Source organism: Gordonia sp. HS-NH1, assembly GCF_001418765.1.
Taxonomy (GTDB): domain Bacteria; phylum Actinomycetota; class Actinomycetes; order Mycobacteriales; family Mycobacteriaceae; genus Gordonia.
Genome location: NZ_LIYC01000005.1, coordinates 50739 through 75961, shown reverse-complemented (window position 1 = coordinate 75961; position 25223 = coordinate 50739). Strand labels below are relative to the sequence as shown.

Annotated in this window: 16 protein-coding genes; 7 read left to right on the top strand and 9 right to left on the bottom strand. The window is 69.7% G+C overall.

What is annotated here, in order from left to right:
* Positions 1 to 3: 3 nt before the first annotated feature.
* The 4 genes from AMD30_RS05970 to AMD30_RS05955 form a co-directional block, all read right to left on the bottom strand.
* The gene (locus AMD30_RS05970; RefSeq protein ID WP_010842938.1) at positions 4 to 483 is read right to left on the bottom strand and encodes a DUF4383 domain-containing protein; all 480 of its coding nucleotides are present in this window, start codon (positions 481 to 483) and stop codon (positions 4 to 6) included.
* 111 nt (positions 484 to 594) lie between these two features.
* Positions 595 to 2013, bottom strand: a complete 1419-nt coding sequence (locus AMD30_RS05965; protein WP_055475017.1) for a condensation domain-containing protein — start codon at positions 2011 to 2013, stop codon at positions 595 to 597.
* Positions 2014 to 2019: 6 nt separating this feature from the next.
* On the bottom strand, positions 2020 to 3558 hold the full coding sequence (locus AMD30_RS05960; protein WP_055475016.1) for a condensation domain-containing protein: 1539 nt from the start codon (positions 3556 to 3558) through the stop codon (positions 2020 to 2022).
* A 16-nt stretch (positions 3559 to 3574) separates the two neighbouring features.
* A complete protein-coding gene (locus AMD30_RS05955; protein WP_055475015.1) occupies positions 3575 to 5035 on the bottom strand; it encodes a condensation domain-containing protein in 1461 nt (486 codons plus the stop codon).
* A gap of 566 nt (positions 5036 to 5601) precedes the next feature.
* Here AMD30_RS05955 and AMD30_RS05950 point away from each other — a divergent pair.
* Genes AMD30_RS05950 through AMD30_RS05940 form a run of 3 tightly spaced genes read left to right on the top strand, consistent with a single transcriptional unit; the run spans position 5602 to position 8336 of the window.
* Complete coding sequence (locus AMD30_RS05950) at positions 5602 to 6594, top strand: ATP-binding cassette domain-containing protein (protein WP_055475014.1); 993 nt, start codon at positions 5602 to 5604, stop codon at positions 6592 to 6594.
* Entirely contained in the window at positions 6591 to 7418 is an 828-nt protein-coding gene (locus tag AMD30_RS05945; RefSeq protein ID WP_010842943.1) for an ABC transporter permease, read from the top strand. Before AMD30_RS05950 ends, AMD30_RS05945 begins: the two co-directional genes overlap by 4 nt.
* Positions 7419 to 7463: 45 nt before the next feature.
* Entirely contained in the window at positions 7464 to 8336 is an 873-nt protein-coding gene (locus AMD30_RS05940; protein WP_010842944.1) for a glycosyltransferase family 2 protein, read from the top strand.
* A gap of 31 nt (positions 8337 to 8367) precedes the next feature.
* Here the strand turns inward: AMD30_RS05940 and AMD30_RS05935 are convergent, their stop codons facing one another.
* Complete coding sequence (locus AMD30_RS05935; RefSeq protein WP_231632651.1) at positions 8368 to 9687, bottom strand: glycosyltransferase; 1320 nt, start codon at positions 9685 to 9687, stop codon at positions 8368 to 8370.
* Between the two features lie 113 nt (positions 9688 to 9800).
* On the opposite strand from AMD30_RS05935, the gene AMD30_RS05930 reads away from it, so the two are divergent.
* The 4 genes from AMD30_RS05930 to AMD30_RS05915 are packed head-to-tail and all read left to right on the top strand — an operon-like array spanning position 9801 to position 15338.
* Positions 9801 to 11168 (top strand): glycosyltransferase, encoded by a 1368-nt coding sequence (locus AMD30_RS05930; RefSeq protein ID WP_055475013.1) that lies wholly within the window; start codon positions 9801 to 9803, stop codon positions 11166 to 11168.
* Positions 11165 to 12643: a hypothetical protein gene (locus tag AMD30_RS05925; protein WP_055475012.1), complete on the top strand. Its 1479-nt coding sequence runs from the start codon at positions 11165 to 11167 to the stop codon at positions 12641 to 12643. Before AMD30_RS05930 ends, AMD30_RS05925 begins: the two co-directional genes overlap by 4 nt.
* 32 nt (positions 12644 to 12675) lie before the next feature.
* Positions 12676 to 14043: a hypothetical protein gene (locus AMD30_RS05920; protein WP_055475011.1), complete on the top strand. Its 1368-nt coding sequence runs from the start codon at positions 12676 to 12678 to the stop codon at positions 14041 to 14043.
* Positions 14040 to 15338, top strand: coding sequence for a glycosyltransferase (locus tag AMD30_RS05915; protein ID WP_055475010.1), 1299 nt, complete (start codon positions 14040 to 14042; stop codon positions 15336 to 15338). Before AMD30_RS05920 ends, AMD30_RS05915 begins: the two co-directional genes overlap by 4 nt.
* 80 nt (positions 15339 to 15418) lie before the next feature.
* On the opposite strand, the gene AMD30_RS05910 is transcribed toward AMD30_RS05915, so the two are convergent.
* The 4 genes from AMD30_RS05910 to AMD30_RS05895 all read right to left on the bottom strand — a co-directional run bounded on the left by AMD30_RS05910 (position 15419) and on the right by AMD30_RS05895 (position 25184).
* Positions 15419 to 19234 (bottom strand): multifunctional oxoglutarate decarboxylase/oxoglutarate dehydrogenase thiamine pyrophosphate-binding subunit/dihydrolipoyllysine-residue succinyltransferase subunit, encoded by a 3816-nt coding sequence (locus tag AMD30_RS05910; protein WP_055475110.1) that lies wholly within the window; start codon positions 19232 to 19234, stop codon positions 15419 to 15421.
* A gap of 183 nt (positions 19235 to 19417) precedes the next feature.
* Positions 19418 to 23341, bottom strand: a complete 3924-nt coding sequence (locus AMD30_RS05905; RefSeq protein ID WP_055475009.1) for an ABC transporter ATP-binding protein — start codon at positions 23339 to 23341, stop codon at positions 19418 to 19420.
* Positions 23335 to 24093: a hypothetical protein gene (locus tag AMD30_RS05900; protein ID WP_010842952.1), complete on the bottom strand. Its 759-nt coding sequence runs from the start codon at positions 24091 to 24093 to the stop codon at positions 23335 to 23337. The genes AMD30_RS05905 and AMD30_RS05900 overlap by 7 nt, the downstream gene beginning before the upstream one ends.
* A complete protein-coding gene (locus tag AMD30_RS05895; RefSeq protein ID WP_055475008.1) occupies positions 24090 to 25184 on the bottom strand; it encodes a glutathione S-transferase family protein in 1095 nt (364 codons plus the stop codon). The genes AMD30_RS05900 and AMD30_RS05895 overlap by 4 nt, the downstream gene beginning before the upstream one ends.
* Positions 25185 to 25223: the final 39 nt, after the last annotated feature.

The following is a 25223-nucleotide window of genomic DNA, read 5'->3' as shown; positions in this document are numbered from 1 at the left end:
GGATCAGATCCGCCGGCCGCCGGCCGGGCCCGTATGCCGCGTGGCTACTGGCTCCGACCGTCGTCGCAGGAGCAGGCCGAGGCCCACCATCCCGACGCCGAGCACGAAGTGCAACCAGTTGTCGGCCGTGTTCACCGGTACGAAATTGGCGGCACTGTGGTGGTCGATCAGCAGTCCGTACACCCAGAGCACCAGGTACACGGCACCGCCGGCCACGAGATAGAGGAACGACGAGGACGCCGTGCGGGACATGAGCACACCCGCGACGCCGAACAGCAGGTGGACGATGTTGTGCAGGATCGACACCTGGAAGATGCCCAGCAGTGCGGCCTCGGAATGATGACCGGCGAACGTCAGGGTGTCGTAGTCCGTGGTGATGCCTGGGATGAACCCGAGGATGCCGACCAGCAGGAACACGATGCCGACTGCCAGCGCCGCGGTCCGGATCGGTGAACGTGTCAGTCGCGAATTCTCCGATGTCATGAGGATCGCCTCCGAGAGATGCCGGTTCGCCGCGGCGGGCTCTTCACCGTGGCGGGTGGACCGCAGAGGAGTATCCGCCCACCGGTGTCCCGAAACCTGCTCGTGAGGCGGTCAGAGACCGACGACCCGCGCGGTGTCGGGCCCGACGGCTTGCTCGAGAACATCGACACCATCGGTGTCCGCGAGTTCGGCGCCGTTGCGCAGCGTCCCGACGAGTTCGTCGGTGAACCGGCGGATCGTGCGGTGGGCGGTCAGCGTGTCGGGATGCCGGGCACGAAGCGCCAGTCCGTCGCCGGTCCGTGAGATCCAGAACTGCGCGTCGTCGGCGGTCGTCGCATTGGAGATGTGGTGGGCATCGATGGCCCGGTGCCGATCCGCACCTGGGAGCAGCCGGTAGTCGACGTAGGACACCATGAAGATGTCCGCCCGCGTGCGGCGTAGTCCGCCCATCGCCTCGATGACCTGCGGAACGGGTACCTCGCCGAGCGCGACGGCCCGACGCAGCTCCGGTCCGGTGCGCCGGATCGTCTCCACCAGATCCCCGGTACCGACGACCCGCAGCGGCGCATTGGTGGTGAACCAGCCGACGGCGTCGCGCCACTTCTCCTCCCGACGCGTGTGCATCGGGAACAGCAGAGGTAGTTCTGGCCCGCCGCCGCAGCGGCGCACCGCGTCGGCCATCGCGGCCAGCGTTCCGCCGAACACGCTCGCACCGTTGCGTCGGCACAACTGGGCGAACCGCTCCGTCGCAGCCGAATCCAACAGCGTGCGCACCTCGGTGGCCTGGGCCGCGATGGCCCCGGGTTCGACACCGAGATCAAGGGGAAAGGTGGGCAGCGCGCCGTCCCGGTCGTCGAAGAAGCGGAGCCATTGGCGCATCCGGGGATCGGACAGCGCGACGGGGGGTGCGGATGACTCGGCTGCGCAGAAGTCGACGAAACTACCGCTCATGGCAGTCGCCGAGGGATCGAAAGAACCTCCGTGGCAACGGTATCCGTCATACAAGCGGTGCAGGTCGTCGATCACGATGGAGATCGAGTAGGCATCCACGTGGCAGTGGTCGAATCCGCAGATGATCGTCGACGCGTCGTCGCGGTCGATCGCGGCGAACAGGTACGCCGGGTAGCCGAAGGGATGACATGCGCGGTCGAGGGTGTCGCGGAGCCGATCGCGCAGGACGGTGTCGGAGGACGTGTCGATCACGGTGTCGATGCGGAGTACGAGGTCGTCCGGATCGTAGGAGTGGCGCCGGACCCCCTCCGGCCCGGTCGAGAACGACGACCGCAGGGTGCCGTGCCGTGCGATGAGGGCGTGGTAGGCGGAGCCGAGCGCGGCGCGGTCGACCCGGCCGCGGACCGTGAACGCCGCGGCCAACCACGTACTCGAGTCCCCGGCGGTGGCCAGGTGCACGGTCTGGTTGAACGACGGTGGCACATCGGAGATCTCGGACCGTGCGGCAGAGGTGTCCACGGTCCAGCACAACAGCTCACCCGCGGGCGGACCATAGCGATCGATGGTGGTGACGTGCACTCGTCCTCACGCTCCTCTGCGCAGAGCCGCGGCGCCGGGGTCGGATGGCCCTGCCGCAACCGCCGGCCCGTGGATCTGCCGGTCGCCGGCTGCGGCGATGTCGGTGACGATGTCGCGCAGGTGGTGGTAGTAGGGGCGCGCCACCGACTCCGCAAACGGCGTCCCCGGGATCTGGCTGCCCAGGTAGAGCTCGTCGTGGTCGCGGTTGATCCACGCCGACGCGTTGGCCGTGCGGCCCTCCCCGGTGAACAGGGCGCCGCGCCGGAAAGCGTCGCGCGACGTTCCGGGAAACCATCGGAAATCGATGTACGACAGCAGGTTCGGGGCAGTGACGATCGCGTCCGGGGTGGCGCCCGCGGCGGCTATGGCGGCGAGCGCGGCCGCCACCGGCACCGCCGCGAGGTCGCGCGCGCGCCGGCGGGCCGCGTGGGCGGCCGGGATCAGTTCGGCGAAGGTGGATGCGCCGGTCATGGAGAACTCGACCGGTGCGAAGCTGCAGAACCATCCCTGAGACGTGGCGTAACCGTCGAGGGCGACCCGGGTGTTGAACACCGTCATGCCGTAGTAGTCCTCGGCGCCGGCCAGTTCCCGGTCGGCGATGGCGATGGCCGCGTAGACGCCGTCGATGAAGCGACCTCCCGCCGCGCGGCAGGCGGCGTCGAAGGCGACGATCCCGGCACGGTCGAGCAGCGAGACCTCGACACCGGTCACCTGCGCGGTCTCACCCGGACCCAGGCCGAGGTCGAGAGGGAAGCGGGGCATCTGCAGGTCGTGCCGACGGAAGATGTCCTGCCAGGCGCGGGTCTGTGGGGTTCCGGCCAGATGCGCGGCGGTCGCTTGCTCCTCGGCCGCGGCGTAGGCGAAGTAGCCCCCGGCGGGCGCCGCCGCCTCGGTCTGCATTGCCCCGGTCTGTATTGCCTCGGTCTGTATTGCCTCTGCGGCCACCGCGTCGTCGGGCTCGTCGGCCCGCACCAGTTCGGTGTAGATCTGCGCGATCTCGTCGAGGGCGAGGGCCTGTGACGCGCCGTCGGAGAGGGCGTGGTCGCACGCCAGGAAGATGGCGAAACCGCCCGGCCGGCTGATGGCCCCGAAGGCGAAGCCGGGGAAGGTGTCGCTGGGGGTCTCGCGGTCGAAACGATCGATGAGATACGGGTGCACGTCGTCGACGGTCGCCAGTCGGCGGTCGACGTGACCCTCGAACTCCATGTCCGACGAGTCGACGAGATGAGCGGTGACCTCCCCGTCGCGGCACTCGAACCAGGTGCGCAGTACCTCGTGACGCCGGACGAAAAGGGTCAGCGCGCGTCCGAGGGCGGCGGTGTCGAGGTCGCCGTCGATCTCGGTGCCCGATCCCAGGTACCCGCGATGGGTGCGACCCGCGGCCCGGGCCACCTGGGCACCGCGGACGTGGTTCTGCGCCAGGAACGTGACCGGCGCAGCGTGGGCGACGGCGGTCGCGGCGGCCTCGCGGCACGCTTCGGTCGGGTCGAAGCGAACTGCGGTTCCCGGTTGCGGGCGCCAGTTGCCCATTGCCGTGATTCTCATCGGGTCCTCTCGTCGATCAGGCGGGGCGGGCGTCGTCCAGCGCGGCGGTGCCGGCGAAGGTCGCGCAGGTGTAGGAGGACAGCGGGAGTGCTGTTCCCTCGGTCGCGAGCGTCCGCAGGATCGTCGCGTAGGTCGTGATGAGGTCGCGGATGCTCGCGTCGGCGGGATCGTGACCCGGATGCCGGGCCGACACCGTGATCCCGCCGGGCACCCGCGCGATCCAGAGGTACACCTCACGGTCCGACCTCGAGCCGCCCCGCAGGATCTGCGCCCGGGCCGCATCCCATTCGGCGGCTCCCGGGACGTGACGGATGTCCAGGTACGACACGACGAACTCCGGTTCTCCTCCGGTGCCGAGCAATTCGACGATGCGCTGATAGGGGAACAACGGCAGGTGCCGCACCTCGTCGATCGCGGCCGCCGTCGCGGTGAGTGCGTCGTCGAAGGTGACCGAGCCGGACAGATCGACCTCGAGCGGCGCCAGCCCGACATACCAGCCCACCGATCCCGCGTACCGAGCCTCCGTTCGCGTGTGCATCGGCATCGTCAGTCGCAGTGTGTCGCGCCCGGTGAGTGCGCGCAGGGTGACCGCGAGAGCGGCGAACACCGCCGTCTGCGTTCCGTGTCCGCTCGTCCGGGCCGCCGACGTCACGAACGTCGCCAGGCGGTCGGTGGCCACGTACTCGGAGACGCCGCGCTGGCGCGGTGTGCGCGCACGATCCCCGGTCTCCAGGTGCGGACGGACCAGTGGCAGACCGAATCCCGGTGCGTCCGCGGAACGGTCCAGAAACGTGCGCCAGCGCGAGACGGCCGGGTGCTGGCCGGTGAGTCCGAGCCCCACCGCGCGGTCATGGACGCCGAAGTCGAGATGACTTCCGACATCCGCCATCTCGGTGGACGCGCCGTGCCGCGCCGAGATGTACAGGCGCCGGATCTCACTCATGCTCAACAGGATCGAATACGCATCCATCACCACGTGATCGGCGGCGAACGCAACGCAGAAACCACCGCGGGGCGAGGAGATGGTGGCCACGATGCAGTGCGGCCAGCGCGTCGGCGCGAGTCTGGCGTCGAAGATCCCGGTCAGGAGCTCGCGGACATCGTCACCGGAGTCGAATCCGCCGGCCACCTCGGTGTCGACACCGAGATGGCCGCCCCGGTACGTCCGGCGTCCGTGGTGCGGATCGTCGCTCGTCGGGTCGGCGGTCGACAGAAGGGCCTCGTGCCGGGTGAGGAACTGGTTCAGGCAGGATTCGAAACGCTCGGCATCGAGCTCGTCGTCGATCTCGAAAATCGCTCCGAGCCAGGAGTTCTCATCGTCGTCACCGGCCGCCGACCGCCGTATCGACGCCGACTGGTCGTAGGTGAACGGCCGCGGATCCGACTGCCACCCCGCGAGATCCGTACGTGTGGTCGGTGTCCAGATCGTCACCGTCCCAGCCGGTACGGGATAGTCGGACAGCTCGGTGAACTTCATGCGCGGTCGTCCATGTGTCGGTCATCCGTTCCCGGGCCGCGACACCATGCCGTGCCTTCGACGACATGACCCCCCGGCCCATGAGTTCTGATCTGAGACAACAGGAATCGCTCGTACCCCGATGCACGTGCGCGACTCGGTACGACGCACCGGGGGAGTTTCCCCGGGATCGAGCGGATCACGTCGAAACCGCCTGTGTCTGTAGCGAGCCTAAGCGGTCACAACGGACACGTGCAGCGGCACGAGCGCGTGACGTTCATCACCGAGGCCGTTGTCGCTGCGTCGAGGATCGACCGTGTGGGCGTGGAAGTCGGCTGTGCACCTGGCTGTTTCGCTGATCGCGGATCGACGGCGGTGAACGCACCGGGGCTCTCGTTGCGTTCATGTAAAGAACTGGTGACGAGCTGCGACGCGATCGGGCGCCGTCCCGACGGAATGCGAAGTCAGACGGCGTGTCGACGAAAACCGTTGCCGGGCAGTGTCGAATACCGCAACAGGTCACGTTGCGACACCTCGGGAGCTCACCTACCGTGGGGCCGAAGTCGACCACACGCATCGGGGGTGCCATGTCCACGACCGTCCCGGCCATCGAGGCCCGCGGTCTGACCAAGGAATTCGGCGGCACACGGGCCGTCGACGCGGTCGATCTCCTCGTGCCCGCAGGTGGCGTCTTCGCCCTGCTGGGGACCAACGGCGCCGGAAAGACCACCACCGTGCGCATGCTCGCGACGCTGCTGCGGCCGGATGCCGGAGACGCCCGGATCTTCGGGCACGATGTCGTCACGCAGGCGACGGCGGTCCGGTCGCTCATCGGGGTCACCGGCCAATACGCCTCCGTCGACGAAGATCTCACCGCCCGCGAGAACCTCATGATCTTCGGTCGACTCATCGGATCGTCACGCAGCCGGGCGCGCATCCGCGCCGACGAACTGCTCGACGAGTTCGGGCTCGGCGCGGTCGCCACCCGGCGCGTGGGGCATTTCTCCGGCGGCATGCGCCGCCGTCTGGATCTCGCGGCGTCGCTGATCACCCGGCCCCGCCTGCTGTTCCTGGACGAGCCCACCACCGGACTCGACCCCCGCACGCGGGCCCAGATGTGGCAGACGGTGCGCGACATGGTCGCGCGGGGATCGACAGTCCTGCTGACCACCCAGTATCTCGACGAGGCCGACGAACTCGCCGATCACATCGCGGTGATGGATCGTGGCCGGGTGGTCGCCGACGGCACCGCGGACGAACTGAAGGCCGGCGTCGGGGACATGAGCGTGCGACTCGAACTCGCCGACGAGGAAGATGTGACGGCGGCCGCCCAGGTGTGCGCGCCGTTCACCTCGAGCGGCGAGGCGACGATCGCCCGGCGCGAGGGGGTCCTCGTGCTGCCGATGTCCGACATCGACCCGCTCGCCGACATCCTCGGTGCGCTCCGCGCCCGCGGGATCGTGCTGACGTCGGTCAACGTCGTGCGTCCGACCCTCGACGAGGTGTTCTTCGCGCTGACCGACGGCGGCGACCCCACGCGGTCCGCGCCGGAAGTCGATCCGACGGGAGCGCGGGCATGACCACGGGATCACTGCAACCGAGCGCCCTTTCCGGCGGCGCGACGCCCGAGGCGCACGATCGGGTTCGGCCGGCGGCCGCGGTGATGCAGTCGCTCACGATGACCCACCGGGGCCTGCTGAAGATCAAACACAATCCACAGCAGTTGTTCGACGTCATCGTGCTGCCCATCGTGTTCACCGTCATGTTCTCCTCGATCTTCGGCGGTGCGATCGCCGGGAACGTCGTCGGCTATCTCCCGTTGCTGATCCCGGGCGTACTGGTCCAGGTGTGTATCGCGGCGTCGGTCGTCACCGGAGTCCAGTTGCGCGAGGACCTCGACCGCGGGGTCTTCGACCGGTTCAAGTCGCTGCCGATAGCGCGTATCGCTCCGCTGGCCGGCGCGCTGGTGGCCAACACGTTCCGCTACGTGGTGGCCTCGGCCATCACGGTGTGCGTCGGGCTGATCATGGGGTACCGGCCGGCGAGCCCGGTGGGGATCGTGGTCGCCTGCGTGCTGATCGTGGTCGTGGCGTTCTCGTTGAGCTGGATCTTCGCGCTCCTCGGGGTCCTGCTCGACAAGGCGTCGACCGTCCAGGGTGTCTCGATGCTCGTGCTGATGCCGATCACGTTCGTGTCCAACGCGCTCGTCCCGATCGACACCATGCCCGGGTGGATGCAGGCCTGCGCATCGGCCAACCCCGTCTCCCATCTCGTCACGGCGGCACGCGGACTGGCCGCCGGCGAGAACGTGGGGACCGACATCGCATACACGCTCGTGGGCGCGGCGGCGATCCTCGCCGTGGTGGTGCCGGTGACCCTGCGGACCTACATGCGGCGGACCTGAATGTCCGCGCCCATGACGAACCGATCAGCACAAGGAGCAGACACCATGCCGCTCACCTTCTCGGTGGTGGTCCCGGTCTACAACGAGGTGGACACGATCGGCGAGTGTCTCGCCCGGCTGTCCGCGCAGTTCGACCGGATCACCGAGATCGTGGTCGTGGACAACAACTCGACCGACGGCAGCAGTGCGGTGATCGACGCCTGGTGTTCGGCTCACCCACGGATCCGCACGATCGACGAGCCACGACAGGGGCTGGTGTACGCACGGAACGCCGGACTCGACGCCGCGACCGGAGACCTCGTGGCCCGGATCGACGCCGACACCCGGGTGCCGCCGGACTGGGCGCGGACGATCGTGGAGTTCTTCGCCGCGGACGTCGGGGGAGACTGGTCGGCACTCTGCGGGCGCGGCGAGGCCTACGACGTGCCGCTTGCCGGCAGATTCGACAGATGGAAGACCCGGCTGCACCCGCTGAACCGGTTGCGGCGCGAGAAGGCCGTGACCGAGGTGCCCGTGCTCTACGGCTCGAACATGGTGCTGCGGCGCGAGACCTGGGCGGTGATCCGGGATCGTGTCAGCATGCGCCGGAACATCTTCGAGGATGTCGACATGGGTCTCTGCGTCGGTGACACCGGCGGGCGCAACGCCTTTCTCCGCTCGCTGACCGTCGGGGTGTCGCCCCGCCGGATGGAGACCGGCATGGTGCCGTTCGTCCAGTACATGAGTTTCCTCCCGCGAACATTCCTGCTGCACCGTCGATTCGGGCTGGCCGCCGGTGCCGCGGCGGTCTACGTGCCCGCGATCACGATCGCGCACGCGTTGCGCCTCGTCGTGCTGCGGTCCTACGACACCCGGACAGGACGGCTCGACCCGCGAAACCTGGTGCGGGGCGGTGGTTCCGATCGTGTCCTGCCGTGATCGGCGGAGTCCGGACACGACCATGCCGGAGTCAGTCGGCACGCCTACCCGTCGCCCCGGCGCCGGCCGCCCGCTCGGCGATGTCGGCCGCCGAGCGGACCGCCTCACCAGGCGGTACGAGCCGGCGGCGGAGATCGGCGGAACGCCGCCGGGTGTCCGCGTCCAGGATCTGCTCGAGCGCCGGGATCAGCGACTTCGCGGTCACCCGCGACATCGGCAAGGTGGCACCCACACGCGCCTTGCTCACCGCGCGTCCCCAGATCGGCTGATCGGCTCCGACCCAGGTGACCAGGGTGGGCAGACCGGCACGCAGGCCGGCGGCCACCGAACCCGCGCCGCCGTGGTGGACCGCGGCACGACATCTCGGCAATACGGTGTCGTGATCGACGTGCCCGACGACATGCACGGCGTCCCCCGATATCATTGCACCCGAGGTGGATTCGCTCGACATGAATCCGCTCCAGCCGCCCGACACCAGCAGTCGGATCCCGAGGCGTTGCGCCGCGGTACGGAACGCGTCGGCCAGCCCGTCCGGGTCGGCCGGCAGCATACTGCCGAAACCGACGTACACCGGAGCGTCGCCCGCGTCGAGCCACTCGCCGAGTGTGCCTGCGCCCGAAGCTCCGTCGAGTCCGGCGTCGCCCACCCCGGCTCGCTGTGCCGCGGCGAGGGTGAAGAATCCGACCAGCGGCCGACGCGGTCCCCACTGCGCTGCGAGCCCCTCGAAGAGCGCGGGGTCGTAGGCCTGGATCTCGGGAACCCCGGTGCGGGCGATCAGTTCGGAGTAGGGGCGGTTCAGTGGCGACAGTCCCAGGTCGGTCCGCAGTGTGTTCTCGGCCGACCGGGTGGCCAGCCAGAGAGCGCGTTCGGCGACCCGCCAGCTCAGGTCGTTGACCATCGCCGGGGCATCGACACCGAGGTGGGCGAGCAGCGACACCAAGCTGTTGCGCCGAATGGGGCAGTAGTGCAACGGGATGTGTGGAATCCCGAGAACCGCCGAGACGTTGTGGGCGCGTTCCTGACCGGCGCTGCTCGCGATGATCGCATCCGCGCCGTCGGCGAGCTCGAGCAAGCGTTGCTGCATGGTCCGGCCGCCCCGCACCGACATGGCCGACACTGCACGCAGCCTGGTGCGCGGGTTCTTCGACCGCATGTCCTCCCGCACCAGACCGGAATCGAGCAGGGCGCGTGTGCTCTCGCCGTAGACCTCGGTGGGAACACCTGCACCGCTGCCGAATCCGACCAGATCCGGTGGCGCCGCGAGAGTCACCCCATGACCCCGGCCCAGGAGTTCGGCGGCGAGGGCGACGGCCGGCTGGGCGTCTCCGCGACTACCGTTGACCGCGATCACGAACCTCAACGTCGGACCCCTCACGTGTCGGTGTGGTCAGATGGGCGACCGATTCTAAACACGGCCGGCCACCGCGCCGCGCGGCCGGAGACCGGGATCACCGGGGCCGTGTCATGAGAATCTCGTTCGTCATCAACGGGACCCGCGGGGACGTCCAGCCGGCGACGCTGCTTGCGACCGCACTCGCGCGGCGCGGGCACGACGTGCGTCTCGGGGTCCCGCCCAACATGGTGCGGCCGGCCCGGGGCTGGGCGGACGGGATCGCGCGGCTCGAGGTCGTGCCCCTCGGCCAGGACACCCGCGCCCACCTCGAATCGGTGGCGCGGGCTCGCGAGCAGGCGGGTCGTCACCCGCTGCGTCGGCTGCGTGTGTTCCTGTCGCTGCGGAACGCCGGGTGGGAGGACCTCGTCTCCGACATGACCGGCGTCGTCGACGGCGCGGACGTCATCGTGAGCGGGTTGATCACCGAACAGCCCGCACTCGCCTTCGCCGAGTCCGCCGGGGTTCCGCTGGTGTCGCTGCACCACGCCCCGGTGCGCCGCAACAGCCGCGTCGGCCCCGTACCCGGTCACCTCCCGGGTGGCCCGCGCGCCGTTCGTGCGCAGTGGGCGGCCTACGACGCCGCGTTCGGCGTCCTCACCAGACGACGCGAGCGTCGCCTGCGCGCCGAACTGGGTTCGACCGGGACATCGCGGCCCTACACCGCTCGACTCCGTGCGGCGGCGGGTCTGGAGTTGCAGGCCTACGACCCGATGTTCGGGGTGCACGACGACCAGAGGTGGATCGCCGACACGGCGGCGCGTCCTCGACCCTCGGTGGGGTTCCTCGGGTTGCCGGGGGAGCACCCGGTCGCCGGGTCCGACGCGCTCGCGTCTTGGCTCGACGGCGGTGACGCCCCGATCTACGTGGGTTTCGGCAGCATGCCGTTGCGGGGAGAGGAGAGCACCCTCCGCGTCGTCGCGGAACTCGGCCGCCGGCTCGGCCGACGTGTCCTGGTGTGTGCGGGCTGGACCGAACTGAGTGCGGAGGTGCGCACCGGCGCCGAGTCCGACGCGGTGCGCATCGAGTCCCAGGTCGACCACCGCACGGTCTTCGGCCGGTGCGCGGTCGTGGTCCACCACGGCGGCGCCGGGACCACCGCGGCCGTGCTGCGCGCGGGCCGGCCGTCGGTCATCTGCTGGTACGGCGCGGACCAGCCGTTCTGGGGAGCCGAACTCGAACGACTGGGTGTCGGCGTGTCGATGCCGATGGCCCGCGCGGGACGCGACCTGGACGTGGATCGGCTGTGCGACGCCGTCGCGGCGATGCTCGACCCCGCGGTGGCCGAGCGCGCCGCGCGGCTGCGGGACGTCTTGGTGGCCGAGGACGTGGCTCTGGCGGACGCCGTACACGCGGTCGAGAGTTCGGTGACAAGCTCGTGCATGAGGGAACCGAGTACGCGGGGACCGCAGATGCACAGCGAAACGAAGGTGGACGTATGACGACGATGCCGTCGCCCGTGACAGGACGACCCGAGGCCGGCCCGCCGGCGGCGGGAGATCGGGGCCTGCGCGGCATCACGGCGCGGCTGCGCGCGCAGAGCTCGGTTCTCCGAGGCGACCGCCTCACCTCCGAAGACGCCCCGTTCTGGTTCGTCACGCCGGCCCTCGGCTGGTCGGTCGTGCTCCAGCTGGTCTGGGTGTTCGACGACGAGGTCTCGATCGAGGCACTGACCGCGATGAACGCGGCCCTGGCTCGGGGGCGGCTGAACCGCATGCTCGTCGTACCGGATGTCGTCGGTGCGCGTCCCCGGTGGGTCGATGCGCCCGACGCACCCGGACTGGCCGCCGACAGCCGGCCGGTGTCGGACGCGGAGATCGACGAGTGGGCGACCGCCGAGATGTCCTCGGTGCCCCTCGACGCCGAGGGTGGCCGGTGCTGGCGGCTGCGGTCGGTTCCCATCGCGGGCGGCGGCACCGTGGTCTCCCTGTGCACGCTGCACGTGGTCACCGACGGCCGCGGCATGCTCGCGGCCGCGGCCGAGGCCGCCGCCGCGTCGGAGGTTCCGCTGAACCCGGTGTCGGGTCCCGCGACCGCAGCGACCGGCGTGACGCCCCTCCCGCCGGTCTCGTGGCGTCGCCGGCGGGTCGGTGACCTCGTGGACGCCGGATCACAAGCCGTCGCGGTCGTCACCGGGCTCGCGCGGGCGGCGCTCGAACAGCGCAAGGCCGGCGGCCCCGAACCCGACCCCCGCCCGGTTCGCGCCCCGATCGCCGAACGCTCGCCCGCCGCCGAGTTCACCTGGGCGACGGCGACCGTCCCGGCGGCGGACTTCGACCGGGTCGCCGCGGAACACGATGGCACCGCCAACACCCTGTTCATCGCCGTGGTCAGCGGTCTGCTGCGGTCGAGTGGCCATGCGCCGCTGCCGAACCCGATCAAGGTCGGAGTGCCGGTCGACCGTCGCGAGAGCGAGGAGGACACCCGGTCCAACCCGATCGCCGGCGTCTCGGTGTATCTCACCGAGGAGCCGGTCGCCGGTGGCGATCTGGGCGGCATCCGGGCGACGTGCAAGGCGGCATTCGTCCGCCTGTCGGAGGGCCGGCGTGCCCCGCACATCCACCTGCGACCGCTGGCCTGGTTCCTGCCGCCCGCGGTGATCGTCAAGATCGTCAGCGCGGGCAACGGTATTCCCGACGCGGTCATCTCCAACCTCGGTGACGTGCCGCCGGCGGCGACGGTGCTGGGGGGCAGGTCGGCGCGCAAGGTCGCCTTCCGCGGGATGGCACAGGGCGTCGACGCCTCGGCGGGGCAGCGGTTCGGCGACGGTGTCCAGTCGTGGCTGGTCCGCACCCGGGACCAGGTGACCTTCACCGTGCTGGGCTGTGACGAGACCAGTTTCTCCTCCGACGCCCGGGTCGCGGACCTGCTCGACCGTGAACTGACGGCGTGGGGACTGCCCCATGAGATCTGGTGACCCATGAGACCCCGTGATGCAGAGGAGAACACGTGACGGCAACGGCGACCGAGACCCGGCCCACCGAGGTGCTTCGCGTGACGGGTCCCGACGAGTCCTATCTCCTCGTCGCGGAACTGTTCGGGATGGGTGCCCCCATCCAGATCACCTGGATCTTCGATGACGATCCGGGGGACGAGGCGATCGACTCGCTACGGGCCGGACTCGCGGCCGGACCGCTGCACCGTGCGGTGGCCCGGCGTCGGGTCCCCTTCGCCCGCCACCGCTGGGTACGGTCGCCTCTTCCGGTGCAGGCCGGGCCGGTGGAGGTCGTCGACGCCGACGACGTCGGGGCATGGGCGGATTCGGTGCTCCGCGCGAGTCGTCTCGATCCGGTGCGAGGGTCGGGCTGGCAGCTCGACTCGGCACGGATCCGAGGCGGTGGCCGGGCGGTGTCGTTGCTCGCCTCGCACATGATCACCGACGGCCACGGTCTGTATCGACTGGTGGCGGACGCGGCCGCGGGCCGGGCCGCCGGGCTTCCCGCCGCGGGGAGTGAACGCTCCTGGGACACCGTGCGCGCCGACGCCGCCGACGCCGCCGCCTCGGTGCGCGCAGCCGCGCGATCGGTGCGGATCCTGATCCGCGAGGCGCGCACGGCACGGGCCGCCGGCACCGGAACCGCTCCGCGATCCGCGCGTGCCGACCGGCCGAGGAGGGTGCGGTCCGCGCCCGACCCGGACACGACGCTGGCCACCGTCGACGTCTCGGCAACCGAGTGGGCAGCACGCGCCGCCGAGCACGGTGGCACTCAGAACTCGTTGTTCACCGCGCTCCTCGCCGGGATCGTGCACCGCTCGGGCCGTCCGCTCGACGGCCCGATGAGGGTGTGCATCGCGGTCAGCAAGAGGGACGGCGACGAGGACAACCGCGCCAATGCGTCGGGCGGCGTGTGGATTCGGCTCGCCGATCCCGTCGAGCCGGGCACCGACCTCGCCGGCATCCGGGCGTCGAGCAAGCAGGCCTTCGTCGACTACGCCGAGTCCGGGGCCGATCAGGCCGCCGACAATCTGCAGCCGATCGTCCGGATGCTTCCGAAGCGACTCATCGGCCGGATGATGCGTGCCATCCCCGGACCCGACACGACCGTGTCCAATCTGGGGACGACGCCGGACTCGGCGTTGCGCATCGGCGACCGCACGGCGTCCCGGTTCGCCATCCGCGCGGTGATGCAGGGCATGCCCGCGCAGGAACGGCGGGTGCGGGGTCCGGCGATCGCCGCATGGGCGGTCACCTACGGCGACACGGTCACGCTCACGTTCTTCGGTATCGACCCCGACGACTTCGGCGACCCCGGGCGGTTGCGCACCCTCATCGCCGACGAGCTGACCGCCTGGCGGATCGGACACCGATTCTGGTGACGGCGCACCACGTCTCGATCGTCCTGTACGGCAGCCGCGGCGACATCCAGCCGGGTATCTGCCTGGCCCTCGAACTCCTGATGCGCGGGCATCGCGTGAGCGTCCTCGTCCCGCCGAACCTGGCCGGCCTCGCACGGGCCACCGGTGTGGGCGACGTCCACGAGATCGGTCTCGACTCCGACGCGGCGTGGTCGTCGGACGATGCGCGGTCGGCGCGCGGCAACCGTAACCCGGTGGCGCGCGCGGCGTTCGCGCTGCGGACCGTCCGTGGCGGATTCGACGCCCTCGACACCGACCTCGAGCGGCTGTTCGTGCCGGAGACCGCGCCGCTGCACGACGCCGATCTCCTCGTCGCCGCGCCGCTCTGCCAGGACCGCGTGGTGGCGGTGGCCGAACGTCTCGACATCCCACTGGCCGTGCTGAGATTCGGCCCGATGTCGGAGAACGGACTCATCGGCGCCGTGCCCGGTCTCACCGAGCGGTGGTCGCCGGCGTGGAAGCGCCGATCCTGGCGTATCGCCGATCGCCTGACCTGGATCGCGACCGGATGGAACGAGAATCGCTTCCGGCGCCGGATCGGGCTTCCCCCGAGCCGCCGCCCGCTGCCGCGGCGACTGGGTGCCGACCGGATCCCGCAGATCCAGGCCTACGACCCGGAGATGGTCCCGGGCCTGGCGGCGGAGTGGGATGATCGCAAACCCCTCGTCGGGTTCTTCGACCTGCCGGCGGCGAGCCGGGCGGGGATCGGGGAGATCGGAGCCGATGCCGACGAACTCGCCCGCTGGCTGGATGCGGGCGAACCGCCGGTGTTCCTCACCTTCGGCAGTATGCCGATCCTCGAGCCGCAGACGGTGATCGCACGCTGGCGCGCCGCCGCGCGCGCCCACGGGGTGCGCTGCCTGATCGCGATGGGAGACGCGACCGGGATCGATCCCGACGACCCCGATGTCTTCCACACCGCGGGCGTCGACCACGCGTCGGTCCTGCCTCGCTGCGTCGCGGCGGTCCATCACGGCGGCGCCGGGACCACCGCGGCGAGCCTGCGAGCCGGACTTCCGACCCTCGTCTGTGCGGTCACCGCCGATCAACCGTTCTGGGGCGAACGGGTCCGGGCCCTGCGGGTGGGTGCGGCCGTGCGGCTGTCCACCTTCACCGACGACGACGCGCACGCGGGTCTGGCCACGGTGCTCGCCGCCGAGACCCGTTCGGCGGCTGCCGCTTTCGCACGGCGGATGACATCCCCCGACAAGGCCGTCGCCGCCGCTGCCGACATCTGTGAGTCCCGGTTGCGATAGGCGTCGAGACGATCGGGGCCACAACGGCCGCGGCCACCGACCCTCTGGGTCGGTGGCCGCGGTGACGACAGTCGTACTGGCTACTCGCCGAAGGCCTCGTCGAGGATCTCCTGCTGCTCGACCGCGTGGACCTTGCTCGAACCCGACGACGGTGCCGACATCGCGCGGCGCGACACCCGGCGCAGACCGCCGAGCAGGTCCGGCAGCACCTCGGGCAGCCAGAGACCGAGGAACGGCCACGGGCCCTGGTTGGCGGGCTCTTCCTGAACCCACCGGAACTCGGTCGCGTTGCCGTACTGCTCGAGCGTCTTGCGGAGCCGGCGGTGCGGCACCGGGTAGAGCTGCTCGATGCGTACGACGGCGATGTCCTCGCGCTTCTCCTTGTCGCGGCGGGCGGCGAGCTCGTAGTAGAGCTTGCCGCTCACCAGCAGCACCCGCTTCACCTTGCTGCGATCGGCGCCGTCTTTCTCGAAGCGCGGGTCGTCGATGACCGACCGGAACTTGTCCTCGGTGAAGTCCTCCACCGGACTGACGGCGGCCTTGTTGCGCAGCATCGACTTCGGGGTGAAGACGATGAGCGGGCGGCTGATGCCGTCGAGCACGTGGCGGCGCAGCAGGTGGAAGTAGCTCGCCGGCGTCGACGGCAGTGCGACCGTCATCGAACCCTCAGCACAGAGCTGTAGGAACCGCTCGATGCGTCCCGAGGTGTGGTCGGGTCCCTGTCCTTCGTGACCGTGCGGCAGCAGCAGCACGACGTCGGAGAGCTGGCCCCACTTGGCCTCACCCGACGAGATGAACTCGTCGATGATGGACTGCGCGCCGTTGACGAAGTCGCCGAACTGCGCTTCCCAGACCACGAGAGCGTCCGGGTTGCCGACCGAGTAGCCGTACTCGAACCCGACGACCGCGAACTCCGAGAGCGGGGAGTCGTAGACCATGAACCGGCCGCCGTTGCTCTCCTCGTCTGCGGGCTGCAGGTGGTTGAGGGGGGTGTACTCCGAGCCGGTGCTGCGGTCGATGAGCACCGAGTGGCGCTGGGTGAAGGTGCCACGGCGCGAATCCTGGCCGGACAGACGCACGGTGCGCCCCTCCATGACCAGCGACCCGAACGCCAGCAGTTCGGCGAACGCCCAGTCGATGTTGCCCTTGCGGGCGGCCTCGGCGCGACGCTCCAGGACCGGCTTCACACGCGGGTGCGGGGTGAAACCGTCGGGCACGTTGACGAACGCGTCGCCGATGAGCTCGAGCGTCTTGCTGTCGACCGCGGTCACCAACTTCGTCGGCAGCGTCTGGTCGGCCTCGACCGAGGGCGACGGCTCGACACTGAACTTCTCGAGTTCCTTGACCTCGTTGAAGACGCGCTCGAGCTGTCCCTGGTAGTCGCGCAGAGCGTCCTCGGCCTCCTTGGTCGAGATGTCACCGCGGCCGATGAGGGCTTCGGTGTAGCTCTTGCGGACGCCGCGCTTGGTGTCGATCACCTCGTACATCGCGGGCTGCGTCATCGACGGGTCATCGCCCTCGTTGTGTCCGCGACGGCGGAAGCACACGAGGTCGATGACGACGTCCTTGTGGAACGCCTGGCGGTAGTCGACGGCGAGCTTCGCGGCCCAGACGCAGGCCTCGGGGTCGTCGCTGTTGACGTGGAAGATCGGTGCGCCGATCATCTTCGCCACGTCGGTGCAGTACTCGGTCGAGCGCGAGTGTTCCGGTGCGGTGGTGAAGCCGACCTGGTTGTTCACCACGATGTGCACGGTGCCGCCGGTGCGGTAACCGGGCAGCATCGCCATGTTGAGCGTCTCGGCGACCACACCCTGACCGGCGAACGCCGCGTCGCCGTGCAGCATAAGCGGGAGGATCGGGAACCGATCGTCCTCGTCCATGAGGTCCTGCTTGGCGCGCACCAGACCCTCCAGCACCGGGTCGACTGCCTCGAGGTGGCTGGGGTTGGCGGTCAGCGACACGTTGATCTCGTTGTCGCCGAACATCTGGTAGTACTTGCCCTCGGCGCCGAGGTGGTACTTCACGTCGCCCGATCCGTGCGCCTGCGACGGGTTCAGGTTGCCCTCGAACTCGGTGAAGATCTTCGAGTACGGCTTGCCGACGATGTTGGCGAGCACGTTCAGACGGCCGCGGTGCGGCATGCCGATGACCACCTCGGAGAGGCTGTGCTCGGCGCTCTGGTCGATCACCGCGTCCATCATCGGGATGACCGACTCGGCGCCCTCGAGCGAGAAGCGCTTCTGCCCGACGTACTTGGTCTGCAGGAACGTCTCGAACGCCTCGGCGGCGTTGAGCTTGCTCAGGATGTACTTCTGCTCACCGACCGGCGGCTTGACGTGCTTGATCTCGACGCGCTCCTGCAGCCACTTCTGCTGCTCGGGCTCGAGTATGTGGGTGTACTCGACACCGACGTGCCGGCAGTACGCGTCGCGCAGGATCGACAGAACGTCCCGCAGCTTCATCTTCTCCTGGCCGTGGAACCCGCCGACCTTGAAGCTGCGGTCGAGATCCCACAGCGTCAGCCCGTAGTTCTGGATGTCCAGATCCGGATGGCTGCTGCGCGCATCGCTGTCCATCATGAGGGGATCGATGTCGGCCATCAGGTGGCCGCGGCTGCGGTAGGCCGCGATCAGCTCGAGGACGCGGGTGCTCTTGTCGACGAGGCCGGCGGGCAGGTCGCGACGCCAGCGGATCGGCTCGTAGGGGACGTGGAACGCGGTGAAGATCTCGTCGTAGAAGGCGTCGTCGATCAGCAGCTCGTGGATCGTGCGGAGGAAATCGCCCGACTCCGCGCCCTGGATGATCCGGTGATCGTAGGTCGACGTCAGCGTCATGAGCTTGCCGACGCCGAGTTCGGCGATCTGCTCGTCGCTCGCGCCCTGGAACTCCGCCGGGTACTCCATCGCGCCGGCGCCGATGATGGCGCCCTGGCCCTTCATCAGGCGCGGCACCGAGTGCACGGTGCCGATGGTGCCCGGGTTGGTGAGCGAGATGGTCACACCGGAGAAGTCGGCCGCGCCGAGCTTGCCGTCGCGCGCGCGACGGACGATGTCCTGGTACGCCGTGTAGAACTCGGCGAAGCCCATCGTCTCGCATTCCTTGATCGCGGCGACGACCAAGGTGCGGTTGCCATCCTTGCCGACCAGGTCGATGGCCAGGCCGAGGTTGGTGTGCGCGGGTGTGACGACGTTCGGCTTGCCGTCGATCTCGGCGAAGTGCCGGTTCATGTTCGGGAACGCCTTGATGGCCTGCACGATCGCGTAACCCAGGATGTGGGTGAAGCTGATCTTGCCGCCTCGGGTGCGCGCTAGGTGATTGTTGACGACGATCCGGTTGTCGATCATCGCCTTGGCGGGCACCGCACGGACGCTGGTGGCCGTCGGGATCTCCAACGACAGCGCCATGTTCTTCGCGATGGCCGCGGCCGGACCGCGCAGGACCTTGTTGCCGTCGGCGCTCTCGGACTTCTGCGCGGCGGACGCCTTGCCCGCCTCCGGCTTGGTCTGCTTGGGCTGCGAACGCGCCGAACCGTCGCGGCTGGCGACGCTGTGGCCGGATGCGGCCTTCGTCGCGGTCGACTCCTTGGCGGGGGCAGGCTTGCGCGGCGCGGTGCGGGCGGGGGTCTGATCCAGGGTGACCTGTTTGCGCGGCGCGGCTTCGGCGGCAGGTGCGGAGTTGCTGCGGGCGGACCCGTTGGTCGACGAACCCGTCGTCGAAGACGAGGCGGAAGTCGACGCCGTTGTGGCGGAAGACGTTGTGGCGGAGGGCTTTACGGACTTCGAGGGCGGAGAGGCGGACGCGGCGGGGCTACCGTTGTCGCCGGGTTCGTAGTTCTTCAGTAGTTCGTGCCAACTCGGATCGACCGAGTTCGGGTCTTCTTTGTACTGCTGGTACATTTCCTCGACCAGCCACGTGTTCTGTCCGAAGTCTGAAATCGAACTGCTGCTCACAGCGGTATCTCGCCTCAATTCCCTGAAGGTGCCGGGTTCTCTGCCACGCGTCGTCTCTTGTGGAGACTATCGGTGAACCACCTGACGATGCTACGCGTCGTCGACTCGCTCGCGCTGACCGACCTACTACTACGGAGTCAGTTCCGAGGTGGCCCGCGTGACCGTCACGGCGGCGGTCCGTGCGCTGGTCGGAGCCGGTGCATCGGTGTCGGGCACCGCCGGCTCGTCGGGATCGACACCGGCATCCCAGAAGCCGCGGTACCTCTTTCCCAACGCCAGCAACTCCTCGTGTGTTCCGAGCTCGACGATCCGCCCACCGTCGACCACCGCGATGGCATCGGCGCGGGCGGCGGTCGCCAGCCGGTGCGCGACGATCACGGAGGTGCGGTGCCGCGTTACCGCGCGCCCGGCGGCGAGCACCTGGGCCTCGGTCGCCTGGTCGAGGGTCGCGGTCGCCTCGTCGAGCAGCAGGAGGTCGGGTTCGACGAGTTCGGCTCGCGCGAGCGCGATGAGTTGGCGCTGCCCCGAACTGAGACCCTGGCCGCGTTCGCCGATCGGGTGGTTCATCCGACCGGGGAGGGCGGCGATCATGCGCAGCGCGCCGACCGCGGCCGCGGCGTCGACGATCGCGACCCGATCGGCACCGGGCCGGCCGTAGGCGATGTTCTCGGCGACCGTGCCGGTGAACAGGTGCGGCTCCTGCGGGACGAGACCGAGACGGCGGCGGTAGCCCGCGAGGTCGTAGTCGCCGATGTCGGTGCCGTCGACGACGACGCGTCCGGAGGTCGGATCGTAGAAGCGGGCCAGGAGTTTGACGATCGTCGACTTCCCGGCACCGGTCCGGCCGACCAGAGCCAGGGACGACCCGGCCGGGATGTGCAGGTCGACGCCGGACAGCGCGTCCGTCGAGGAGCCCTCGTAGCGGAATCCGACCCGGTCGAAGTCGACGACGCCGTCGAAACCGGTGTCCGGTGGGGACTCGGCCCGCGCCGAGGTGCGCAACGAGCTCGGCGTGCGCAGCAGGTCGCCGATGCGCCGGAGACCCACCGCCGCCTGCTGGTAGCCGTCGAAGACCTGCGACAGCTGCTGCACCGGGCCGAAGAGCATCGTCAGATAGAGGACGAAGGCCACGAGCGTGCCCGCCGAGAGCGAGCCCGACGCCACCTGACCGGCGCCGACGCCGAGCGCGATCGCGGTGGCGATGTCGGACATGAGCTGGATCAGCGGAAAGTAGGTCGCGATCGCCCGCTGCGACACCATCCGGGCCTCGACCCATTCCGCCGAGCGCCGGGCGAACCGCGTCTGGGCGCTGTCGGTGCGCAGGTAGGTCTGGGTGGTCTTGATGCCGGCGATGTTCTCCTGGAAGTCGGCGTTGACGACACTGATCAGTTCGCGTGAGCGCGTGTACGCCCGACTCGCGACGCGGCGGAAGACGATCGTCGCGGCGATCAGTAGCGGGAAGACGGGTAGCACCAGCAATCCGAGCAGGGGACCGGTCACCAGGAGTGCGACCCCGACGCCGACGAGGGTCAGCACCGCCACGATCGCCGAGGTGAGCCCCGTCTGCAGGAACGTCGACAAGGCGTCGATGTCGGTCGTCATGCGCGTCATGATCCGACCCGACAGCTCCCGCTCGTAGTAGTCGAGTCCCAGCCGCTGGATGTGGGCGTAGCTGCGGATCCGCAGTCCGAACAGCACGCGCTCGCCCGCCGTGGTCGAGGTGATGGTCATCGACTTCGCGGCGACCCAGCCGACGCCCACGAGCCCGACCCCGCCGAGCGCGGCCCACACCAGCGTCGACCGTTCGGCGTGGCCCGTCGCGTCGATGACCGCCCGCGCGATGCTCGGGAAGGCCAGACCGACGAGGGTGTCGACGGCGATGGCCAGCAACGCGGCGGCGAGCAGCCACCGGACCGGCGCCAGAAGTCCGCGCAGGGTGAACACCGGGTTCTCGCGCCGAGCGGCGTCGACGTCGACCTCGGGTCGCTCCACCGCGGGCGGGAGGGCATCCACCGACGCCTGGAGTTCGGGTGTGGCCGGCATCGAACCGAGGGCGCTGGCGACGCCGCCGCCGCGACCGGTCCGCGAGCCCGCCCCGGCCGGGACCGACGTCCGGGCCGTGACCTCGGCGGAATCGGATTCGACACTCGGCCAGAGGTTTTCGAGGTCGGCCGCGGTCGGCCCGCGCAACGGTGGGGCGGTGTCGGCGACCGCGGTCGGTCCCGTGTGGCCGTCGGGGGCCGTGTGCGCCGGGCTCGACATCAGCTCGCGGAATCGCGGTGAGGTCGCCTCGAGCTCGGCGAGCGTCCCCAGCGCGGTGATCCGGCCGTCGTCGAGCACGGCGACGCGATCGGCGAGAACGAGCGTGGACCGGCGATGAGCGAGGACGAGCATCGTGGCCTGCCGGTTGCGCAATTCGCCCAGGATGCGGGACTCGGTGGTCGCGTCCACCGCGGACGTCGCATCGTCGAGCACGAGGACGCGGGGATCGGCGAAAAGCGCCCGCGCCAGGGCGATGCGCTGGCGCTGGCCGCCCGACAGGGTGAGTCCGCGCTCGCCGATGACGGTGTCGTACCCGTCGGGGAGCGCGTCGATGAATTCTGCGGCGTCGGCGGCTGTGGCCGCCGCCCGCACCCGGTCGGCGGCATCGGGGTCCGCCGCGCCCGGGCCCATGGCGATGTTGGCGGTGATGGTGTCCGAGAACAGGAACGGCTCGTCGAAGACCACGGCGACGGCCCGATGGAGGGCCTCGGGTGCCAGTTCGTCGATGGGGTGCCGGGTCCGGACCGCGTCGTCTCCGGTGCTCGCACCGAGCAGGGAGATCGTCCCGGTGTCGGGGCGTTCGAACCGGCTGACCAGGTCGGCGATGGTCGACTTGCCGGAACCGGGGGGACCCACGATCGCCACACACTCGCCCGGTTCGATCCGGAGGTCGATCCCGGACAGGACCGCGGGCGGGTCGTCGGCGTCGTGTGTGTGGTGGGCGAACCCCACGCCGGCCAGTTCGACGCCCAGGGGCCCGCCGGGCAGTGAGCCGGTGGCCGTGTCGCCCGGATCGTGAGGGTGGTCGATGACGTCGTAGACGCGTTCGACCGCCGCGCGAGCCAGTTGCGCGTTGACGACGAGGTTCGTCAGGAGCCGTGCGATGCCTGTCATGGTGGCGACGTAGGTACTGAACGCGAGGAAGGTGCCGGCGGTGATCGCGCCGGTCATCGTGAGGTAACCGCCCGCCACGATCACCCCGACCATGCCCAGTTGCGGGATGGCGGCCAGCGTCGGGGCGAACCGCGAGTTGATCCGCGCGGCCCGTAGTCGGCGCGCGAACACCGTCCGGCACCGGGTGACGAGGTCGTCGACGGCGCGCTCTTCCTGTCCGAAGCCCTTCACGACCCGGACGCCGGTGACGGTCTCCTCGACGTGCTGGGCCACATCAGCCGCGGACTGCTGGGCCGACCAGGTCGCGGCGAACAGGCGACGCCGTGTCCGCCACACCTCGACGGCGATCAGCGGGACGATCAGCAGTGCCACCCCGGTCAGCAGCGGCGACAGATAGGCCATGATCGCCAGCGCCACGACCATCTGCACCGCGGCGCCCAACGACAACGGCGCCATGGCGAGCAGGCTCTGCACGACCTGGATGTCGGTGATGGACCGGGACACGATCTGACCGGTGCGGATCTGGTGCTGGCTGCGCCCGTCGAGGTGCAGCAGGGTGTCGAGCAGCCGGAGTCGCAGCGAGTTCTGGACGCTCACGGCCAGTCGCCCGGCGAACACCCGCCGGCCGACATGGCAGGCGTAGCGAACGGTCGCGAAAACGACCAACGCGACGATGATCGTCCGCAGCGGCAGACCGTCGTCGACGACGCCGGTGGCATGGTCGATCGCGGCCTTCGTCAGCAGCGGCATGAGCACGTCGACCCCGACCGCGATCAGGGTCACGGTCATCGTGATGACGACGACGCGCCGGTATCGCCACGATTCGCCGACGAGCCGGCGAATCCAGCCGGGCGCCGCCGCGGACGGAGTGGGCGGTGGGGACGCCGCGATCACCACGAACCGGGCGGGAGCGGATCCGGGGTCGGGGTCTCGGTGAAGTCGACGTCGATGACCCATGCACGGGGAGCAGGTCCGAAGGCCTCGCGAGCGTTGTGCACCACCTTGCGGCCAAGCGCGCGACTGCCCGCGCCCCCGATGACCGCACCGATCCCCGCGGGCATCAGCTTGCCGAAGATCAGCGGCGCCCGCCGGATCGCGTACTTCCGGACGAGCTTGTTCACCAGGGTCTTGTTCAGTTTGGTGATCGCGCCGGACGGCAGAGCCGCGCCGCCGAGCCTGCGCAGCGCGCCGCCGCCGGTGCCGACCACCCGGCCGAGTGCCAGCACGCCCTCTTCGCCGAGCGCGACGGTCATGACGAGTGCCTTGCGGCGGTCGGACTCGTGCACCGGGATGCCGTGCACCTCGGCGATCGACAGCGCCAGCAGGGCCGACGCCTCGAGGAAGAACGCCGTGTCGCCGGTCATCGCTCCGAACGCGGTCATCGTGCCGACCCCGGGCACTGCGGCGGCCGCGCCGACGGCGCTGCCGGACCCGGTGACCGCGTTCAGATAGCGCTTCTCGAGCCGCTCGACGATCTGCGCGGGTGAGTCGTCGGGGTATTTCCGTCGCAGCGAGTCCACGTACTTCTTCACCGCAGGCGCCTGCAGTCGCTGCGCACGGTCCAGGAGTCCGCCGGTCACCTCGACCGCCTTGCCGGGTGGCGTGCGGCCCTTGTTCGTCGAGACCCCTTGTGTCGACTTGTCTTTCATGTCCGGTCTCTCATGCTCTGGGGTACCCAATCCTCTTCGGGCACGACCTCGGCGGGTCGTGGGGGGCCAGGGGGTGTGCCGTCGCCGAACGGGCGTCCACCGAGGTCTTCGCGATGATGCGCGGTGAGCCAGCCGCGCAGGTCCGGGCCCTTGGGCACGATCTGCGTGGGGTTCACATCGGTGTGGACGATGTAGTAGTGCTGCTTGATCTGCGTGAAGTCGGTGGTGTCGCCGAAGCCGGGTGTCTGGAACAGATCCCGGGCGTAGGCCCACAGGACCGGCATCTCGCTCAACTTGCTGCGGTTGCATTTGAAGTGGCCGTGGTAGACCGCGTCGAACCGCGCCAGCGTGGTGAACAGGCGCACGTCCGCCTCGGTGATGGTGTCGCCGACGAGGTAGCGCTGCGTCGACAATCGGTCCGACAGCTCGTCGAGTTTGGTGAACAACCGGTCGTAGGCCGCGTCGTAGGCCTCCTGGCTGCCGGCGAATCCGCACCGGTACACGCCGTTGTTGACCTCGGTGTAGACGCCGTGGCTCACCTCGTCGATCTCGTCGCGCAGACGCTCGGGGTAGAGCTCCGGCGCGCCGTCGCGGTGGAAGGCGGTCCATTCCAGGGAGAAGTCGATGGTGATCTGTGGGAAGTCGTTGGTGACGACCGCTCCGGTCGGCACGTCGACGATCGCGGGCACGGTGATCCCCTTGGGATAGCCGGGGATCCGCTTCTCGTAGGCGTCCTTGAGCCGGGGGATCTGCAGCACCGGGTCCACGCCGCCGGGGTCGAGATCGAAGGTCCACGAGTTCTTGTCGTGGGTGGGACCGCAGAGACCGAGTGAGATGGCGTCCTCGAGTCCGAGGAGCCGCCGGACGATGAGTGTCCGGTTGGCCCACGGGCACGCCCGGGCGGCGACGAGCCGGTACCGGCCGGCCTCCACCGGATAGCCGTCCCGGCCGTCGGCGGTGATGCGGGTCTCGATGTACTTCGTGTCCCGGACGAACTCCTCGCCGGTCATCACGTACGAACCCTGTTCGCTCGTCGATGCCGCGCTCGGGTCGGACGCGGACCCGGTGCTGTGATCGGTCTCGGTGCTCATGGGTTCCACAGTAATGATCCGCCGTGACATACACGGCGA

Excerpts from the sequence above, each read along its gene's own strand:
- AMD30_RS05970 (WP_010842938.1), bottom strand. The coding sequence starts at position 483 with ATGACATCGGAGAATTCGCGACTGACACGTTCACCGATCCGGACCGCG.
- AMD30_RS05960 (WP_055475016.1), bottom strand. The coding sequence starts at position 3,558 with ATGAGAATCACGGCAATGGGCAACTGGCGCCCGCAACCGGGAACCGCA.
- AMD30_RS05955 (WP_055475015.1), bottom strand. The coding sequence starts at position 5,035 with ATGAAGTTCACCGAGCTGTCCGACTATCCCGTACCGGCTGGGACGGTG.
- AMD30_RS05950 (WP_055475014.1), top strand. The coding sequence starts at position 5,602 with ATGTCCACGACCGTCCCGGCCATCGAGGCCCGCGGTCTGACCAAGGAA.
- AMD30_RS05945 (WP_010842943.1), top strand. The coding sequence starts at position 6,591 with ATGACCACGGGATCACTGCAACCGAGCGCCCTTTCCGGCGGCGCGACG.
- AMD30_RS05940 (WP_010842944.1), top strand. The coding sequence starts at position 7,464 with ATGCCGCTCACCTTCTCGGTGGTGGTCCCGGTCTACAACGAGGTGGAC.
- AMD30_RS05930 (WP_055475013.1), top strand. The coding sequence starts at position 9,801 with ATGAGAATCTCGTTCGTCATCAACGGGACCCGCGGGGACGTCCAGCCG.
- AMD30_RS05925 (WP_055475012.1), top strand. The coding sequence starts at position 11,165 with ATGACGACGATGCCGTCGCCCGTGACAGGACGACCCGAGGCCGGCCCG.
- AMD30_RS05910 (WP_055475110.1), bottom strand. The coding sequence starts at position 19,234 with ATGTACCAGCAGTACAAAGAAGACCCGAACTCGGTCGATCCGAGTTGG.
- AMD30_RS05900 (WP_010842952.1), bottom strand. The coding sequence starts at position 24,093 with ATGAAAGACAAGTCGACACAAGGGGTCTCGACGAACAAGGGCCGCACG.
- AMD30_RS05895 (WP_055475008.1), bottom strand. The coding sequence starts at position 25,184 with ATGAGCACCGAGACCGATCACAGCACCGGGTCCGCGTCCGACCCGAGC.